Origin of the sequence: Micromonospora sp. RP3T (assembly GCF_003027925.1) — a bacterium.
Lineage (GTDB): Bacteria > Actinomycetota > Actinomycetes > Mycobacteriales > Micromonosporaceae > Micromonospora.
Window position 1 is genome coordinate 40,852 of sequence record NZ_PYPS01000012.1, and the last position, 16,741, is coordinate 57,592.

Here is a 16,741-nt window from a genome sequence, read left to right on the forward strand (position 1 = left end):
ATCCAACGTGCGCCTGTCTGACCTGCGCGGACGCTCTGTGGCGATCTGGGGCACGGGGCGTGAGGGCATGGCCGCCGCCCGAGCGGTCGCCGCGCACGGTCCGGCCGGTCTCGTCGCGGTGGACGACCGGGCGAATTTCCTGTCGCTGCCCTGGGAGGGCGCGCTGGCCGAGGCCGCCCCGCTGGTCACCGGCGAGCCGGGACGGCACGCGCTCACCGCCGCCGACGTGGTGGTCCGTTCGCCGGGCGTGCCGCAGACCCACCCGTGGATGATCGAGCTGCGGCAGCGCGGCATCCCGGTGACGCAGGGCACCGCGCTGTGGATGGCCGACCACGCCGACCGGACCATCGGGGTCACCGGCAGCAAGGGCAAGAGCACCACCTCCAGCCTGATCAGCCATCTGCTGGCCGCCGTCGGCCGGCCGAACGTGTTCGGCGGCAACATCGGCGTGCCCACGCTGGAGCTGCCGGACGCGGAGCTGTACGTGCTGGAACTCTCCAGCTACCAGTGCAGCGACCTGACCGACTCACCGCGGATCTCCGTGGTCACCGCGTTGTTCCCGGAGCACCTGGACGCGCACGGTGGGGAGCGGGAGTACTACCGGGACAAGCTGAACCTGCTGGCGCACGGCCCGCACGCCGTGGTGGTCAACGGGGCGGACCCCCGGCTCGCCGTGGAACTCGGCGACCGGGCGGCGGTCCGCGCCGGCTCGCCCGACACCACCCACGTGGCGACCGGCCCGGACGGCACGCAGTGGTTCCACAGGCGGGACACGCCGCTCTTCCCCCGCGCGGTGCTGCCGCTCGTCGGCCGGCACAACGAGGGCAACCTCTGCGTCGCGCTCGCCGTGCTCGACGTGCTCGGCGTGGACGTGGCGGCGCTCAAGGACACGCTGGCCGTCGCGGTCGCGGAGTTCCAGGGACTGGCCCACCGGCTCACCGAGATTCCCGACCCGTCCGGGCTCACCTTCGTCGACGACACGCTCGCCACCAGCCCATACGCGGCCATGCACGCCATCGACGCGTACGACGGGCGGCCGTTGACGGTCATCCTGGGCGGCACCGACCGGGGGGTGGACTACGCGCCGCTCCGCGACCACCTGGCCGAGCGGGAGATCACCGTGATCGGCATTCCGGACAGCGGCCCGCGGATCATCGAGGCGCTGACCGGGCTGCCGGGCGTGCGGTGCGAGATCGTCGACGACCTGTCCGACGCGGTGCGCCGGGCCCGCAAGATCACCCCGGCCGGCGGGGTCGTGCTGTTGTCGCCGGCCGCGCCCAGCTACGGCCGGTTCCGCAACTTCGAGCACCGGTCGGAGGCGTTCCGCGAGGCCATCGCGGAGACCATGGCCGGCTGAGCCGACCGCGACAGTGGACTTCGCCTTCGCCACCGCGCCCGGATCGGACCGGCCCAACGAGGACCACGTCGTGGTGTCGGCCGACTGGGCGTTCGTGCTGGACGGTGTCACCCGACCGCCCGGTCTCGACACCGGCTGCGTACACGGTCCGGCGTGGCTGGTGCGGCAGTTGGGCGACTGTCTGGTGGGCGCGTTGACGGCCGCCCCGGCGGCACCGCTCGACCGGGTCCTGGCCACCGCCATCGACCGGTTGCGGTGCCGCCACGAGGGGCGCTGCGACCTGTCCAACCCGCACAGTCCGTCGTCGACGGTCGCCGTGGTCCGGGCCACCGACGACCAGGTGGACTATCTGGTGCTGTGCGACTCGTCGGTGGTGTTCGAGAACGCGGACGGCCGCACGGTCGTGCACGACGACCGCACCGACAAACTGCCGGCGTACGACCGGGACACGGTGGCCCGGCTGCGCAACCGGCCGGGCGGTTTCTGGGTGGCGTCGACCGATCCGGCGGCGGCGGCCGAGGCGGTGACCGGCCGGGTGGCCCGCTCCGGGCTGCGTCGGCTGCTGCTCTGCACCGACGGCGTCTCCCGGCTGACCGAGTTCTTCGCGCTCGACTGGGCGGAGGTGTTCGGGATCGCCGAGCGGTCCGGGCCCGGCGCCGTCATCGACACCGTCCGCCGCCACGAGACCGGCCGGCCGGAGCTGTTGGCGCGGCCGGGGCGGGGCCCGGTCAAGCAGCACGACGACGCGACGCTCGCCGTGCTGCTTCCCCGCCCCTGAGCCGGTCACCGGGTCCGGGGCGCCGCACGGGTGACGGAATCCCGACGGTGGTCTTGTTCCGCCGGACGGGCAACGGTTCAATACTGCCGTTCTCGCCCACGCCGAGGACGCCTCGCCAGGCGTCACCGCACCGGTTCCACGAACGGGCGGCCGGTTCGACGGAAGGTGCCAGCCGTGATCGAGGAGACGGGCGCTCCGATGTCCTCCGAGGACCTGTACCGGGCGGCGGCCATGGACGCCAAGACGTTGCAGGACCGGATCCTCACGGCGGCCGGTCCCGGTGTCGACGTCAGTGACGGCCGCGCGCCGGCCCAGGCCCTCGCCGACGCCCTCCTCGCCGTGGTGCAGGACCACCTGGCGCAGACCTCGAACGAGCACGACGTGGAGCTGTTCCTCGAGGTCAACGGCCGGCCGCCGGAGGATGTCGCCGCCTGGCCGGTGAACATCCTGGCGGGCCTCGTCCTGCGCCGGACCCCGGCCGCCGACCGGCACGCGATCTGCGAGCGCGCGGTGCGGATCGCGGCCCGGCGGCTCCGGTCGGCCGCCGGCGCCTGACCGACGGGTCGCGCCGAGGAAGCCGCGGGCGGCGGTGAGCCGGTCAGTAGGCTGGCACGGTGACAACCACGTTTGCTGACCTGACCACGATGCGGGTCGGTGGTCCGATCGGTCGCCTCTACGTGCCGGAGACCACCCCCGATCTGCTCGACCTGCTGCGCCGGGCCACCGCCGCCGGGGATCCGCTGCTGGTCATGGGCGGCGGTTCGAACCTGGTGGTGGGCGACGTCGGCTGGGACGGGACGGTCGTCAGGTTGGCGACCTCGGAGTTCCGCATCGACGGGGAGCTGGTCACCGCGGCCGCCGGCGTCGAGTGGGACCGCCTGGTGGCGGCCACCGTCGACGCCGGGCTCGCCGGCCTGGAGGCGTTGTCCGGCATCCCCGGGCTGGTGGGCGGCACGCCGGTGCAGAACGTCGGCGCGTTCGGCACGGTGACCTCGGACGTGCTCGACTCGCTCTCCGTCCACGACCGGCAGACCGGCGCGCTGGAGCGGTGGACGCCGGAGCGCTGCGGCTTCGGCAGCCACCGGCAGTCCGTCTTCAAGCACAGCGACAGGTGGGTCGTGGTGGAGGTGACGTACCGGCTGCGCCGCAGTGACCAGTCGCGGCCGATCGAGTACGTGGAACTGGCGAAGCGGCTGGGCATCGACGTCGGCGGCACCGCCGCACCGGCGGACGTCCGCGCGGCCGTGCTCGCGCTGCGGCGCGGCCGCGCCATGGTTCTCGACCCGGCGGACCACGACACCTGGAGCGTCGGGTCGTTCTTCATCAACCCGGTCCTCGCCGAGGTGCCGGAGCAGGCCCGGGAGTGCCCCCGCTATCCGGACGTCAAGGGCACCAAGCTGCCGGCCGCCTGGTTGATCGAGCGGGCCGGCTTCCCCCGAGGCTACGGCCACGACTGGGGCAACGGCACGGTGGCGCTGTCCAGCCGGCACGCGCTCGCGGTGACCAACCGGGGTGGCGCCACCACGGCCGAGGTGATGAAGTTCGCGGCGCACATCCGCGCGGGCGTCGAGGCGCGTTTCGGTATCCGGCTGGGTCCCGAATGCGATCTGGTCAACTGTTCCTTCTGATCGGTCTTTCTCGGCGTGTCGGTTAGCCGACAATGTGCCGGCGTCGATGCGAAGTGGTCGCGGTGATTGCGGTCGAACTGGTCGAAGGGCTGAACGTCCGGCAATTCGCGACCGGATCGGATGAGCGTCGGGCGACCGTTCCGGTGTCGGTACGCCTCCGACGGGCGACTTCCCCGCAGGCGTCCTCGCCTATGGTGGCTGTCGATGAACGAGACCGGTGCGCCCGACCCCGACGACATCCTGCAATACGCCATCGACGCGTTGGCCGACATCCGTGAGGCGACGCTCCCGCCGGAGAAATGGGAACAGTTCCGCAGTTGTCTGGTGCTGATGAATGAGGCACTGGATCGGCGCGACCTGGTCGCCGTCAATCGGTGCCGGCAACGGATCGAGGCGCTCGAGAATCTGTTGGGCGCCAAGGCGGACCTCGCCAGGGACGTGCGGCAGTCGGTGCCGTTGCGGGGGCAGGCCGATCGGCTGACCGACCGGCTGCGCCGGGAGAAGGGGGACGGGTCGGAACCGGACGGCCGGGGTCGATGAGGCTGCACGCGTACGCGCTCAACGCGTACACCTATTTCGACGGCCTCCGGGACACCGGCATCGCGGCCCGGATCACCGCCGCCTGCCGCAGCCTCGGCATGCGGGAGCCCGACCGGGTGCCGCTCGTGCACGGCGACGGCCTGCGGGCCCGGCAGTTCCTCACCGCCCCGGGCGACGGCACCCGGCAGGCGCTGCGGTACACCACAGCCCGCCTCGACGCGTTCCTGGTCTGTCTGGCGCCGGTCGACGGCACCGCGGACTGGCGTGACCTCGACCGGGCGTGGCGGACGGCGGTGGGCGCGACGACCGACGAGGACTGCACCGGTCGGGTGCGGCTGTTCTACGCGCTGTACGACGGCGACGGTGACGCCGACCGGCTCGCCGCCGAGGCGGAGGCCGCGCTGCCGGCCGGAACGGACCTCCGTGGGGCGGAACCGACCGAGCCGGTGCCGGGCACCTGGCTGTGGGAGGTTCCGTCGCCCGACCCGGCTCGCCTGGAACGCGTCCTCGTGCTGCTGGCGCCCACCGCCGGCGAGTCGTTGAGCGACTCCTGGGTGTGGCCGGACGGCGACGCGCGGCTCCGGCCGCTGCCCGGCTACCTCTGGGAGATGGCCAAGGTCCGCCACGAGGCCCGCCGGTTCGCGGAGCGCCGCTCGCGGGACCGACAGGCCCGGTTGTACGACCTCGCGTCACGCGTCGAGGACAGCGAGCGGACCGACCCCGAACCGACCGAGGCCCGCGAGGAGCGGCTCCGGAAACTCCGGCGGGAGACGGCGTTGGGCGCCGCCGACGAGGCCGACCTGCGCATCATGTCCCGGACGGTCACGGCCGAGGAGCACAACGCCCGGATCTGGCTGCGCGACTGGGCGGACACGCTCGCGGTGCCGGACCGCCACGCCTGGGTCGAGGGTCTGGCCGGGCCGGTGGCCGCGGACCTGGCGTACGTGGCCTGGCTGCTGACCGAGATCGACGACGCGGCGGACACGGCGCGCAACACCGTGGCCTACGCGGAGCCGATGGCGCAGATCGGCGCCGCCGACCTGGAACGGCGGCTGCGTGCCCTCGCCGAACGCCACGAGTTCCTGACCGCGCTGCACACGTCGGTCCTCGCCGCCGTCGGCCTGCTGCTGGCCGCGTCCCAGTCGCTCAGCTACGACTGGCCGACCTACGCGTCGCTGCGCGCGCCGTTCATCGTCTCGGTGGCCGCGGGTGCGTTGTTCCTGCTGCTCGTCGCCGCGCTTCGGGCGACCCGCCGCTTCTGGTGGCGGCTTTGGGTCGCCGTCGCCGCCGCCGGCTTCGCCGCCTCGGTGACCTGGTTCGTGGTGACCTGGCTGGTCCGGTGGCAGACCGCGCATCCGCCCGCCGCGCCGGTCACCCGCGGCTGGTCGGCCGCCGCCGCGGCGGTGGCGCTCGCCGGCTGGCTGGTCCGCCGGGCGATCAGGTCCCGACGTGAACCGCGATGACCCATTCCGACCGTGTGCGACGACGACCGCAGGAGGATCCGTGACCGTGATGAGCGCCGAGCGCCTCGAGGAACTCTGCCTTGCCCTGCGCCGGGGTGAGATCACCTGCGACGACGACCTGGTGGCCGCCATCGAGGCCGACGTGGTGGCGTACGACCGTGACCCGCGTACCCAGGTGCCGCCCGACGACGTCGCCGAGTTGTTGCCGCTGATGGGCTGGCTGATGTACGAGGCGACCTGGTCGGCGCTGGAGCGGATTCCGAACCGGCGGGGGAGCGGCGGCGACCGGGACCGGAATCACGAGTGGATCCTGCGGGTCGCGAACGCCGCCCTCGACCTGCCGTGGCCGGAGTACGCGCCGCGGTCGTTGGGCGCGTTGCGGTCGTTGGCGCTCGCCGAGTCGAAGGAGGACACGCAGGCGTCCTACGACCGCGCGCAGGCCTTTCACCAGAAGGCACGCAACCGGCACGCCAGTTGTCTCTCCTACCACCGGGATCCGAAGAACGTCCCCTCCCCGTTCGCCGGGTTCGAGCTGCACTACGACGAGATGCTGCTCCAGTTGGTGCTGGCGGAGACCGGGACCGCGTGCCGGATCGCCGAGCGGGTGATCGACAGGTGGGCGGAGGAGTTCGCGGCCGAGGGTGACGACGCGGACCGGCAGCGCCGCGAGGAACGCGTACAGATGATCTTCAGTGATCTGGCGGAGGGCGCGACCCGGGGCGAGGAGGCGCTCACGGCGGCCGAGCGCGTCGCGGAGCACGGCTTCGTGGACAGGCCGACGAAGGAGCGGCTGGCGCTGCCCACCAGCTTCGTCAACCCGGGGATCATGACCGCCCGGGCCATCCTGCTGATGCTGGGCTTGTATCCGGAGATGCAGCGGCTCGGCTACTTCCCGCTCGGTGACGACGACTCCTGGGACGACAGTCGGAAGGCCCTGGCGGCCCGCTTCGACCACGCCTACGCCAAGATCGAGAAGCCGATCCTGACCAGCGGGGGCGAGCCGCAGGAGTTGCGGCACGGCCTCCGGCTCGCCGTGGTGCAGATCCGGTTGGCCGCCGGCCTGCTGATGCCGGGCCACCGGCTGCCCAGCACGCTGTCCTTCGCGTCGTGCCTGGCGCACGAGGTGCTCGACGACGACGCCGTGGAAGCCATGTCCGCCTGGCTGACGGAACCGGTCACCGACGGGAAGGGCCGCGAGATCCAGCGCAGCCACCTGCGCGGGTTCGGCGGCGCGGTCATGCCCAACTTCTTCGACGGCGTCGAGGAGTGCCGCGTCGCGTTCGGCGGCCGGCCCGGCTACCGCGCGTGGCGCGCACGCTGGTTCATCCTCGACAAGTACGCCGACGAGCCGGGCCGGGCCGGTCGGGTGTCGGCCGTGCTGGGCCGGCCGGTGAACCGGACCCGCCCTATCTGACGTAGGCGTTGAACAGCGCCCAGTTCGCCACCGGCTCGCCCAACCGCAGGTAGTGCAGTTGGGCGAGCCGGAGCGCGTGGTCGAGGCGGATCCCGGACCGCCGGACCAGCCCCACGAGATGGGCGGCCATCCGGCTGGCCGGGAGTTTCGCCACCTCCTCGATCGCGGCGGCGACGGACCGCCCACCACCGGCCAGCACCGCCACCACGAGGCCGACCGGCTCGATGTCCGCCACGTTTGTCACCGCGCCGACCTGACAGGACACCATCAGCGTCGACGCCGGCCAGCGCAGGGCCAACGCGTACGCGGCGGACAACTGCGCCCCGGTGTCGGTCTCCTCCGGCAGGATCAGGTGCTGCCCGAGGCCGTGGCCGGTGCCGTGTGCCTTGACGTGGAGCAGTCCGCACTCCGTTCCCCGGCGGAGGGCCACGCTGATTCGCGAGGACGCGTGGACGGTGGGTGGCTGGTCGTCGAACGGGCAGCGGCTCAGCGGGACGTCCCCCCGGTTCAGGTTCCAGGCTCTGCGTTCCAGGCTGTCCGACGGGCCGTCGTGGGCCAGCGGCACCAGCCGGACCAGCGCCGGGCCGGTGACCACCGGGGGCGGCGAGCCGGACAGGCAGGTCAGCACCGGGGTGTGGGTGAGCACGGCCCGGCGCACCAGCCGGGTGCCCCCGCTGTCGAGCACCAACGCTGCCCAGGGCACCAGGCACAGCTCCTGGTGCGCCGAGATCACCAGCTCCAGCGGGTTCTCGGTCGCCGAGTCGAGCCGGCCGCGCAGCTCGGCGGGGAGCAGGTCGAGGGCGAGCCGGTGCCAGTCCGGGTCACCCAGGTCGAGGTCGATCGGCGCCGACGTGTCCCGGGCCCGTCGACCGGCGACGTAGGCGGCGAGCTGCTTACCCGGGTCAAAACGTTCGAAGAAGACACCGTCGTCCGGGGTGATCAGCGCGCGGAACCAGTTCGTCCCCGTGGCGAGGCTGTCCGGCAGGGCGGCGAAGTCGAGCGCGTACCTGTCGTCCAACGCGCGGCGCAGGGTGGTCAGGTCCGTCGGGGTGGGCAGCGTCATCTCCGCGAAGATCGGGTTCACCCGCTTCTCGATCCGCCGGTGCAGGGTGTCGATCTCCCGGTTCTGCTCCTCCCGCTGAACCTGCACCGCACGCGCGTCCGCCCGGTGGTCGAGGGGATCGTCCCGTTCGGCCTTGAGCACGTCGTCGATCAGGCCCTGAAGCTGGTTGGGCAGCAACGACACCTCGGCCCGCATCTGCGCGGCCAGCCCGGTCTGCTTGGCCGCCAGGCACATGCGCAGTCCCAGCTCGGCGGCGGCCGGACCGGGCAGGGCCGCGGCCAGCAGCGCGATGTCGCCGTAGACCCGGCGGAACGCCGTCGACAACGGGGTACGCGCCCGGGAGATCACCCCCCACCGGCTCCGGATCCCCTCGGCGACCGTCAGCGCCCGCCCCGCGAGCCCGACCGCGCGATCGTTCCCGTGCCCGGTCAGCGCGAGCAGCTCGGCGAGCGTGAGCGCCAGCGACAACTCGTAGACGTCGTGCTGCGGGTCGGCGATCCGGAACTCCGCCAGATGCGCCAGCGCCGCGGTCATCCGGGTGACGGCCTCGCCGGTGTCGCCGACGGCCTGGTCGGCCAGCGCCAGGATGAAGCCGTAGCGGTGCCGGGTCGAGTAGGAGCTGGCCTCGGTCGACTCCCAGTAGGTCTGGGCCAGCTCGCCGAGCGCGCTGTGCACCTCGGCGGCCTGGCCCAGCTCCAGCAGGCAGGCGCCGGTCTCGAAGTCGACGTCGCCGGCGCGTGGCTCCGCGCCGCTGGCAAAGAAGAACTCGCGGTCCAGGGCCGCCGCCCGGGCCAACGCGTCCGCGGGCCGCCCCGACGCTCGGAGGCTGCGGATCAGCCGGTAGGTCACGGTGACCTCGGTCCACCTGTCGCGCACCGACCCGCCATCCGGACGGATCTCGGCGAGCGCCCTCTCGTACAGCTCCTCGACGGCGGGCATCGAGTGCAGCGGATGGCCCAGGTAGGCGCAGAACCGCAGGATGGTGGCGGCGTTCGCGTAACCGTCGCTGCGGAACGACCAGTCGTGGTCGACGTCTCCCGCCCATTCGCGGCGGGTGGCCGCCTCCACCAGGTACCGCTCGACCGCGATCCGGAGCAACGCCTCCTCGTTGTCGAACACCCGGGCCTTGTGGTCGTCCTTGCGCACGATGATCAACGCCTGCTCGGCGTCGTGCGCGAGCCGCAGCATGGTGTCGCGGGCCAGGGCGCGGCGTACCGCGTCGGCGAGGGCCTGGGTCACGTCGGGACACTCCACTTCCGGTGGTCGCGATGACGTCGGCAGCGCGGCCCGCAGCTCGGACAGGCCAGCATGCCGGCGAGGGCGCGCAGGGCCGCCGCGTCGGGCGTGGCGACCAGGTGGACGTACGGCAGGCTGCCCACCAGCGCCGGCGCGTACGGGGTGAACCCGGGATCGCCGGCCTTCGGGTGTCCCCAGAGCACCGCGTGGGCCAGCCGGGACAGCCGGCTGACCTGTGCCACCAGGGGCGCCGGATCGGCCAGCTCCCACCCGTCGGAGACGATCACCAGGTGCGCCGAGCGCACGACGCGGTGCCCGCCCCACACCCGGCCGAAGGCGGTGACGGCGCTCCCGAGTCGGGTGCCGGCGTCCCAGTCCGTGCGGCGGGCGGCCAGCGCGCGCATCGCCGCCTGCGGATCGCGGGACCGCAGCTCCCGGGTGATCCGGTCGAGCCGGGTGCCGATGGTGAACACCTCGGTGGTCAGCGGTGCGGCGGCGACCGCCGCGTACCCGAACCGCAGCAGCAGAGCGCGGTACGCCCGCATCGAGTAGCTGAGGTCGAGCAGCAGGACCAGGCGACGTCGCGCGTGGAGACGACGGCGGTACCACAGGCGGGTCGGCTCACCCACGGTGCGCATCATCGTCCGCGCGGTGCGGGACACGTCGACGTGCCGCCGCCCGCCGGAGGCACGGCGCATCGTGCGGCGCAGCGGAACCGCCGTGGTGAACGCCGCGACGAGGGACGCCAGTTCGGCGCGGTCGGCGGCGCTCAACGTCCACGGTGGGGCGGTCGCCAGCCGCTCGCCGGAACCGGCCCGGGACCGGGCCGATCCCGGGTCGGCGGTGTCGTCCCGGCCCGGCTCCTCGACCGTCGCCGGGCGGGCCCGCACCGGGCCGGACAGCGCGGAGTCACCCGACCCGGTGGACGCGGCCGGCCCGAACCAGGCGGCGAACGCGGCGTCGAAGACGGGCAGGTCCTCGCGGCGCGAGCACAACGTCAACCGGGTCGCCCAGTAGACGGCGTCCCGGTCGAGCCGCTCGTACGCGCCGAGCGCGCGCATCGCGGTGGACACCCGCGCCACCTCGACGCGGAGCCCGTCGGCGCGGAGCCGACCGGCGAACCCGACCAGGTCGCGGACCGGGTCGTCGTCCGACGTCACGGGGCCTCCGCGCGCAGGACGTCGCGGACGGTCTCCTGGTCCTCGCGCTGCTTCACCAGCACTCCGAGCGCGTCGTCGGCGGCCTCGGCGACGGTGCGCCGGCCGAGCGCCGCGGCGGCCCGGGCGAAGGCGATCGACTCGGCGACCCCGGGCGGCCGCACCAACGACAGTTGCCGCAGCGTGGCCATGGCGGCCGCGATCTGCGCGGCCAGCGGCGTGTCCGCTACTTCCGGCACGTTGAGCCGGATGATCTCCGCCTCGTCCTCTTCGGTCGGATGGTCGATCCAGTGGTAGACGCACCGCCGCTTGAGGGCGCCGTGCACCTCCCGGGTGCCGTTCGAGGTGAGGACCACGAACGGCGGGTCGTCGATCGTGATCGTCTGGTAGTCGGGAATGGTGAGCGTCTCGCCTTCGAGGACCTCCAGCAGGAAGGCCTCGAACTCGTCGTCGGCCCGGTCGATCTCGTCGACGAGCAACACCGACGGGCGTTGCTGCACGGCCCGCAGAATGGGCCGGGGGATCAGGAACTCCTTTCGGTAGATCGACTCGCCGTCCGGGGTGCCGCGCAGGTGCAGCAGTTGGCGGGCGAAATCCCACTCGTAGAGCGCCTGGGACCGGTCGATGCCGCTGTGGCACTGCAACCGGATCAGCGTGACGCCGAGCAGTTCGCCGATCTTCCTGGCCAGCACCGTCTTTCCCACGCCGGGGTCGCCTTCGAGGAACAGCGGCAGCTTGAGTGTCATCGCGAGGAAGACCGCCGCGGCGAGTCCGGGATCGGCCAGGTAGTTCAACCTCGCGAGTTCCTCCGCGATCCGTTCCGGGGTGGAGAAGGAAGCGTTCGGCATCGGTCGAGATTCGGCCCGGGGCCGCACGCCTGTCGATCCTATGAACGGGTGACCCGCCGTTACCGGTCGACCGAGCGGGCGCGCCACGACATGTGCGGACCGGCCCGCCGCGCGGGTCCTCCCGATCGATTCCGCAGGTGTCGCGACATGCGGTGGGGCCGGCCGGGCGATGTGCGGTCGGATCCGTGTTGACCGGCCACGATGCACGGTCCGACGCCGGGAGCGCCAGCGGCCGACGGACGTCGTTGTCGTCTAGAGTGCGAGGCGCGGTCGCGACTTCTCGGCCCGTCCGCGACGAGTTCCGCGAAGGAGAAACATGGTCAGTTTCGACGCTGTCGCCCTTCCGACTTGCGAGCCGAATTTCCGTCCGCAGGCGACGACCGAGCAGATTCTCGCGTGGATCTCGTCGCCGCCGATGCGGGCGCTCGTCGAGGAGTACGGCGACACCCTGCCGTCGGCCGGCGTCGGCGAGCTGCTGGAGTGGCTCGACGCGTTCTCCGACCGGCACTGGAACTTCCGCAAGCGGGGCAACGTCGAGCGCGACCAGGTGACCGCGCCGACGTTCGAGCCGGCCCGCGCGGCGCTCGTGCTCGCCGCGGCGACCGCCCTGCGTCTCGTCGAGCCGGTCGACCCGCCCCGCGCGGCGTACGACCACCTGCTCGTCCTGGGTGGTCTCGGGCGGGCCTGCCTGCAACGCACCGAGTACGCTGCCCGGCTCGTCCGCGACGGTGTCGTCTCCGTCGGTGAGGTGGCGGCGCTGGGCAGCTTCCGACCGCTCACCGAGCCGGAGACCACGCTGCCCGGCCTGGCCGGCGGTCGGTTCGAGATGGACGCGATGGACGTCGGCGCGCGCCACGCGTTCGGGCTCACCGAGCCGGCGCGCGACGAGTCCTCCGAGGGGGTCGTGACGCACCGGTCCTGGCGGGTGCGCACCTACCGACCCGCCGACGCTCCGCCGGTGCAGGTGCTCGCCGCGCCGTCCAGCGAGCCCGAGCTGCGTCGCGCCAACACCCCCGACACCTACGACTTCTGGGCCCGGCGCTCCCGCCTCCGCCCGTCGGACCGGATCCTCGTCGTCACCTCGCCGATCTACGTGCCGTTCCAGCACAGCGACGCGATCCGCATGCTGGCGGCGCGCTACGGCTGCGGGATCGACACGGTCGGGTTCGATCCGGCGCGGGCCACCGTGCCGCTCGCGCCGGACGCCACCAACCCCGACCGCTACCTCCAGGAGATCCGGTCCGGGATCCTGTCGATGCAGCGGCTGCACCGGGCGTTGGCCGGGAGTCTGGCCGCGTGACGGCGACGGTCTTCGCCGCGGTGCCGTTGCCCACCACCGGGTCGCCGGCGGGCCGGGCGGACGGGGCCGGCGTCGGCTCCGGTCCACCGGACCGGGCCGGGATCGCCGAGGGGATCGCCTCCTGGGTGGACTCACCGGCCATGGCCGCGCTGCTGGCCGAGTTCGGTGGTGGACCGCGGCCGGTCGGTCCGCTCGGCGACCGGCTGGACGCGCTGGAGGAGTTCTCCGCCCGGTGGGACCACCGTAGGGGGCGGCTGGAACGCCACCAGGTGGTGGGGGAGAGCTTCGCCGCCGACATCGACGCGCGCATCCGGTCGGCGGCGAGGTCGTTGGGTCTGGCCGGCCGGGTGACGCCGCGGGGTCGGTCGTTCGACCACGTCCTGGTGCTCGGCGGTGGCGTCCGCACCATGATGGCCCGCGCCCGTCTGGCCGCCACGATCCTGCGTCGGGGGGTCCGCGCCGGCTCGGTCGCGGGGCTGGGCAGCCTGCGGCCGATTCCGGAGCAGAACGTGGTCGCCGCCGGGCTCGGGCTGGGCGCCGTCGCGACCGAGGGCGACGCGGTCGACGAGGCGTTGCGGCACGCCTTCGGCGCGGCGCCCGCCACCGAGCGGCGCTCCGGCACGACCGGGGCCGGCCAGCCCTGGTGGGTCCGGTCCCACCGGGACGTGGACCCGCCGGTGCACGTGCTGGCCGCACCGTCGACCCGGCCGGGGGAGCGGGCCAACACGGCGGACACGTTGGTCGGCTGGGCGGAGCTGGTGCGGCCGGCGTCGGTCGGCGCGCGGCTGCTGGTGGTCACGACCGACATCTTCGTGCCGTTCCAGCACTGTGACGCGGTCCGGCTGCTGGGCCTGCGGTACGGCTGCGCGGTGGAGACGGTGGGCTTCGACAGCGGCGACGATCCGTGGGTCCCGCCGCCGGCGACCTCCGCGATCCTTCAGGAGGTCCGGTCCGCCATCCGGTCCATGCGGGTGTTGTACCAGGCGGTCGCCTGAGTGTGCCCGGGGCGGGTCGACCGGCCCGTCTCGGTCGGGTCGGGTCGGTCGGGCGGCGCGGTCAGCCCCGGTCCAGCGGGATGACCTCCGTCGCGTCGTCGGCCGGCTCCCGGGGCGCGGGTGGTGGCGGCGCGACGACCGGTGCGGCGCTCCCGGCCCGCTGTTTGTCAGGCGTCCAGGCGAACGCGAGCGCGCCGCCGACCAGCGCCAGCAGCATGCCGATGACGAACCCGCCGAGGTTCGAGGTGAGCCAGGAGACCAGCCCGAGCAGCAGCGACAGCAGCGCGTAGAAGACGCGTTGCTGCGGGGTGGCGACCAGCAGCACCCCGCAGAGCACGAGGATCGCCGGGACCAGGTAGGCGGCCAGTCCCTGCGGCCCGACGTGCAGCAGCACCCCGAGCGGCGCGCGCAGCGTCACCAGCATCTCGACGCCGCCGAGCGCGATGAGCAGGCCGGCGGTGAACGGGCGGGCCCGCCGCCAGCGGCGCCAGCGCCCGCCGGGGCGGGCGGCCGGCGCCGCGTGCTGTCCGACGGTCATCGTCAGCACCCGTCGGAGCTGAAGCCCATGTGCAGGTTGGGCAGCGTGAAGACCGCGGCGGTGGTGGCGTAGTTGTTCTGCCGCAGGTTGGTGATGGTCACCGAGTCGGCCTGCTGGGCGAAGACGCCGGGGTTGCCCTTCACACCCGGGACCTGGTCGACGGTGCTGGCGTCCTGCCCGACGTTGATGTTGCGGAACGAGGCGTTGCCGGCGACCTCGTCGCCGTCGACGACGAGCGTGCGGGCGCTGACCGGCTTGCCGGAGCCACCCGCAGTGATCCGCAGGTTGATCCCGCCCAGGCTGATGCTCTGGCAGAGGTTGGTCAGTTCGGCCTTGTCGATGGCCGACACGATCACCACCACCTGGCCGCCGGTGTCGCCCTGGTTGGGGCTGTCCGGGATCATCTGGTCGAGCGTGGCGAACTGCTCGAAGCCGGTGCCTTCGAGTTTGTCGGCGGTGACGGTGAACGGCATGCCGGAGATGGCGAACTGCGCGCCGAGCACGCCCTGCGCGGTCAGCACGACCATGCCGGCGGCGCCGGCCGCGACGGCGCCGAGCGTGACGGCGAAGCGGCGCCAGCGTACGCCGCTGCTCGGCTGGCCGGGCTCGATCGGTGCGGTCTGCTCCGACATGGCGGCTTCCTTTCGAGATCAATTCATTTACGACGATGTGAATTGGCTTCGCAGGGTTTCACGCCAGGGGCGCAGGCCGAAGTTACCGCTGGGTAAAGTGGCGGTCAACAGAGAGTTCGCCGGCATGTGCCAAATGTGGCCAAAGTGAAAAACCGCAGCGGTTTCTCACCGGATCGTCAGTCGGCCGCGCACGGCGCGGTCGTGCTCGGGCCGTCGTCCGGGCCGGCGCGCCGGGTGGCCCGGCGCGCGCCCTCGGGGTCGAGGAACGGCGCGGTGGCCGCGTACGTGAGCACCGGCAGCAGTAGCGGCAGCTCCTCGGCCCGCCCCTGCGCCACCCGGGCGCGGATGGTGGCGTGGATGCCGCCGACCACGGTGGACACCAGCACGTCCCGGTCCACCCCGGCGACCGCCGGCCCCGGTCCGGCGTCGGCGAAGAACCGGCGGAAGCTGTGCAGCAGCGCGTCGCGTTCCCGGCGGGCGTCCGGGCCGGCGGCGTCCACCTCGACCAGCGCCATCCGCGCGAAGGCGGGCACGCTGGCGAGTACGTCGAGCAGGGTGCGCAGCGCGGCCCGGGCGGCGTCCGGCCAGGCCGGCCCGGCGTCGGCGTACGCGGTCTCCATGAGCTGCGAGACCACCGCGATGCCGTGCCGGTAGGTGGCGAGGAACGCGTCCTGTTTACCGCTGAACAGGGCGTAGAAGGCCGGCCGGGTGACGCCGGCGGCATGGCAGATGTCGGTGACCCGGGCGTTGTCGTACCCCCGGGTGGCGACCTCGCGGACCAGCCCGTCGAAGAGGCGGTCGCGCTGGGTCGCGGCCACCTCCTCGGCCGGTACCCGCCGGGGCCCGCGCTTGATGGCGCGGTCCGGATCGCGGCCGTGCCGGGCGCCCGGCAGCGGTGCCGGCGGAGGCGGGCTCTGCATGGTCAAGATATCGGCCTTCCTTGATGCGTTGACTTTACGACCCTCTGAGGTTTATAACTTTCGACACGCTCAGTTCACAGCCCGTCACCATTGGTGATCACCACGGAAGGGCTCGAACGGCCGTCATTATCGCCGTCCGGTTCCACCACCACCCCCGTCCCACCGCCGGAAGGAACCACCATGCCCAGGTACGGACGTATCGGCGCGGGCCTCGCCGCCCTGGCGCTGCTGACCGGTCTGGTCGGCGCCACCCCCGCCACCGCCGCCCCCTCCACCTCGCTGGCCAGCGCCGTGCTGACCTACCCCACCGCGGCCGGCACCGCCGTGTCGGTCAACGACGTCATCCAGGCCAGCCTGAAGACCGGCACCAACGCGACGTTCTACTCCTCGGCCAGCGGCACCACCGGCGTCAAGTGCGCCGCGTCCGCGTTCAGCGCCAAGGTGCTGAGCAACCCGACCGCTCCCGGCACCGCCACCGAGAGCCTGACCGCGCAGTCGTTCACGAGCTGCACCAGCAACATCATCGGCACCACCGGCGTGCAGAGCGTGACCGTCAACAACCTGCCGTACGCCACGTCGGTCACCAGTGGCGGCGTGGTCACCATCTCCGGCACCTCGACCGCGCCGATCCAGAGCACCGTGGTGCTGAACTCGCTGCTCGGCCCGGTCACCTGCGTCTACCGGACCAGCACCAACAAGCTGACCGGCGTGGCGGCCAACGCCACCAACTCGATCGCGTTCACCAACCAGACGCTGACCAAGTTCTCCGGCTCGTCGCTCTGCTTCAGCACCGCGTACTTCACCGCGACGTACTCGCCGGTGCGCGACACCAGCAAGACCGGCAGCCCGGCGGTCTTCGTCAACTGACCACC

General features: G+C 72.9%; 16 protein-coding genes. 10 read left to right on the forward strand and 6 right to left on the reverse strand.

The annotated features are described in order from the left end of the window. The first annotated feature begins 7 nt into the window (after positions 1–7). The 7 genes from murD to C8054_RS12090 all read left to right on the forward strand — a co-directional run bounded on the left by murD (position 8) and on the right by C8054_RS12090 (position 7,180). Positions 8–1,357, forward strand: a complete 1,350-nt coding sequence (gene murD, locus C8054_RS12060) for a UDP-N-acetylmuramoyl-L-alanine--D-glutamate ligase (protein WP_107156871.1) — start codon at positions 8–10, stop codon at positions 1,355–1,357. Positions 1,358–1,370: 13 nt separating this feature from the next. Continuing rightward, positions 1,371–2,135 carry a protein phosphatase 2C domain-containing protein gene (locus tag C8054_RS12065; RefSeq protein WP_107156872.1) on the forward strand — a complete coding sequence of 255 codons (765 nt, stop codon included), beginning with the start codon at positions 1,371–1,373 and terminating at the stop codon, positions 2,133–2,135. Between the two features lie 174 nt (positions 2,136–2,309). After that, positions 2,310–2,690 (forward strand): hypothetical protein, encoded by a 381-nt coding sequence (locus C8054_RS12070; RefSeq protein WP_107156873.1) that lies wholly within the window; start codon positions 2,310–2,312, stop codon positions 2,688–2,690. Positions 2,691–2,749: 59 nt separating this feature from the next. Continuing rightward, positions 2,750–3,763 carry a UDP-N-acetylmuramate dehydrogenase gene (locus C8054_RS12075; RefSeq protein WP_107156874.1) on the forward strand — a complete coding sequence of 338 codons (1,014 nt, stop codon included), beginning with the start codon at positions 2,750–2,752 and terminating at the stop codon, positions 3,761–3,763. 204 nt (positions 3,764–3,967) lie between these two features. Then, positions 3,968–4,303: a CATRA system-associated protein gene (locus C8054_RS12080; protein ID WP_107156875.1), complete on the forward strand. Its 336-nt coding sequence runs from the start codon at positions 3,968–3,970 to the stop codon at positions 4,301–4,303. After that, complete coding sequence (locus tag C8054_RS12085; RefSeq protein ID WP_107156876.1) at positions 4,300–5,766, forward strand: CATRA conflict system CASPASE/TPR repeat-associated protein; 1,467 nt, start codon at positions 4,300–4,302, stop codon at positions 5,764–5,766. The genes C8054_RS12080 and C8054_RS12085 overlap by 4 nt, the downstream gene beginning before the upstream one ends. A 40-nt stretch (positions 5,767–5,806) precedes the next feature. Beyond that, on the forward strand, positions 5,807–7,180 hold the full coding sequence (locus C8054_RS12090) for a hypothetical protein (protein WP_107156877.1): 1,374 nt from the start codon (positions 5,807–5,809) through the stop codon (positions 7,178–7,180). On the opposite strand, the gene C8054_RS12095 is transcribed toward C8054_RS12090, so the two are convergent. The 3 genes from C8054_RS12095 to C8054_RS12105 are packed head-to-tail and all read right to left on the reverse strand — an operon-like array spanning position 7,173 to position 11,484. After that, a complete protein-coding gene (locus C8054_RS12095) occupies positions 7,173–9,482 on the reverse strand; it encodes a CHAT domain-containing protein (protein ID WP_107156878.1) in 2,310 nt (769 codons plus the stop codon). The genes C8054_RS12090 and C8054_RS12095 overlap by 8 nt on opposite strands. Continuing rightward, on the reverse strand, positions 9,479–10,639 hold the full coding sequence (locus tag C8054_RS12100; protein ID WP_107156879.1) for a VWA domain-containing protein: 1,161 nt from the start codon (positions 10,637–10,639) through the stop codon (positions 9,479–9,481). The genes C8054_RS12095 and C8054_RS12100 overlap by 4 nt, the downstream gene beginning before the upstream one ends. Beyond that, entirely contained in the window at positions 10,636–11,484 is an 849-nt protein-coding gene (locus C8054_RS12105; protein WP_107156880.1) for a MoxR family ATPase, read from the reverse strand. Before C8054_RS12105 ends, C8054_RS12100 begins: the two co-directional genes overlap by 4 nt. A gap of 415 nt (positions 11,485–11,899) precedes the next feature. Here C8054_RS12105 and C8054_RS12110 point away from each other — a divergent pair, with 415 nt between their 5' ends. After that, positions 11,900–12,784, forward strand: a complete 885-nt coding sequence (locus C8054_RS12110) for a hypothetical protein (RefSeq protein ID WP_233219602.1) — start codon at positions 11,900–11,902, stop codon at positions 12,782–12,784. Beyond that, entirely contained in the window at positions 12,781–13,779 is a 999-nt protein-coding gene (locus C8054_RS12115; RefSeq protein WP_107156881.1) for a hypothetical protein, read from the forward strand. Before C8054_RS12110 ends, C8054_RS12115 begins: the two co-directional genes overlap by 4 nt. 61 nt (positions 13,780–13,840) lie before the next feature. Here the strand turns inward: C8054_RS12115 and C8054_RS12120 are convergent, their stop codons facing one another. The 3 genes from C8054_RS12120 to C8054_RS12130 form a co-directional block, all read right to left on the reverse strand. Continuing rightward, entirely contained in the window at positions 13,841–14,317 is a 477-nt protein-coding gene (locus tag C8054_RS12120) for a DUF6114 domain-containing protein (RefSeq protein ID WP_233219603.1), read from the reverse strand. A 2-nt stretch (positions 14,318–14,319) separates the two neighbouring features. Beyond that, positions 14,320–14,949, reverse strand: coding sequence for a DUF6230 family protein (locus C8054_RS12125; protein WP_107156882.1), 630 nt, complete (start codon positions 14,947–14,949; stop codon positions 14,320–14,322). Positions 14,950–15,125: 176 nt separating this feature from the next. Then, complete coding sequence (locus C8054_RS12130; RefSeq protein WP_233219614.1) at positions 15,126–15,869, reverse strand: TetR/AcrR family transcriptional regulator; 744 nt, start codon at positions 15,867–15,869, stop codon at positions 15,126–15,128. Between the two features lie 180 nt (positions 15,870–16,049). Here C8054_RS12130 and C8054_RS12135 point away from each other — a divergent pair, with 180 nt between their 5' ends. After that, entirely contained in the window at positions 16,050–16,736 is a 687-nt protein-coding gene (locus tag C8054_RS12135) for a Tat pathway signal sequence domain protein (RefSeq protein WP_107156884.1), read from the forward strand. Positions 16,737–16,741 lie beyond the last annotated feature (5 nt).

Excerpts from the sequence above, each read along its gene's own strand:
- C8054_RS12080 (WP_107156875.1), top strand. The coding sequence starts at position 3,968 with ATGAACGAGACCGGTGCGCCCGACCCCGACGACATCCTGCAATACGCC.
- C8054_RS12120 (WP_233219603.1), bottom strand. The coding sequence starts at position 14,317 with ATGACCGTCGGACAGCACGCGGCGCCGGCCGCCCGCCCCGGCGGGCGC.
- C8054_RS12130 (WP_233219614.1), bottom strand. The coding sequence starts at position 15,869 with ATGCAGAGCCCGCCTCCGCCGGCACCGCTGCCGGGCGCCCGGCACGGC.
- C8054_RS12110 (WP_233219602.1), top strand. The coding sequence starts at position 11,900 with ATGCGGGCGCTCGTCGAGGAGTACGGCGACACCCTGCCGTCGGCCGGC.
- C8054_RS12135 (WP_107156884.1), top strand. The coding sequence starts at position 16,050 with ATGCCCAGGTACGGACGTATCGGCGCGGGCCTCGCCGCCCTGGCGCTG.
- C8054_RS12085 (WP_107156876.1), top strand. The coding sequence starts at position 4,300 with ATGAGGCTGCACGCGTACGCGCTCAACGCGTACACCTATTTCGACGGC.
- C8054_RS12125 (WP_107156882.1), bottom strand. The coding sequence starts at position 14,949 with ATGTCGGAGCAGACCGCACCGATCGAGCCCGGCCAGCCGAGCAGCGGC.
- C8054_RS12105 (WP_107156880.1), bottom strand. The coding sequence starts at position 11,484 with ATGCCGAACGCTTCCTTCTCCACCCCGGAACGGATCGCGGAGGAACTC.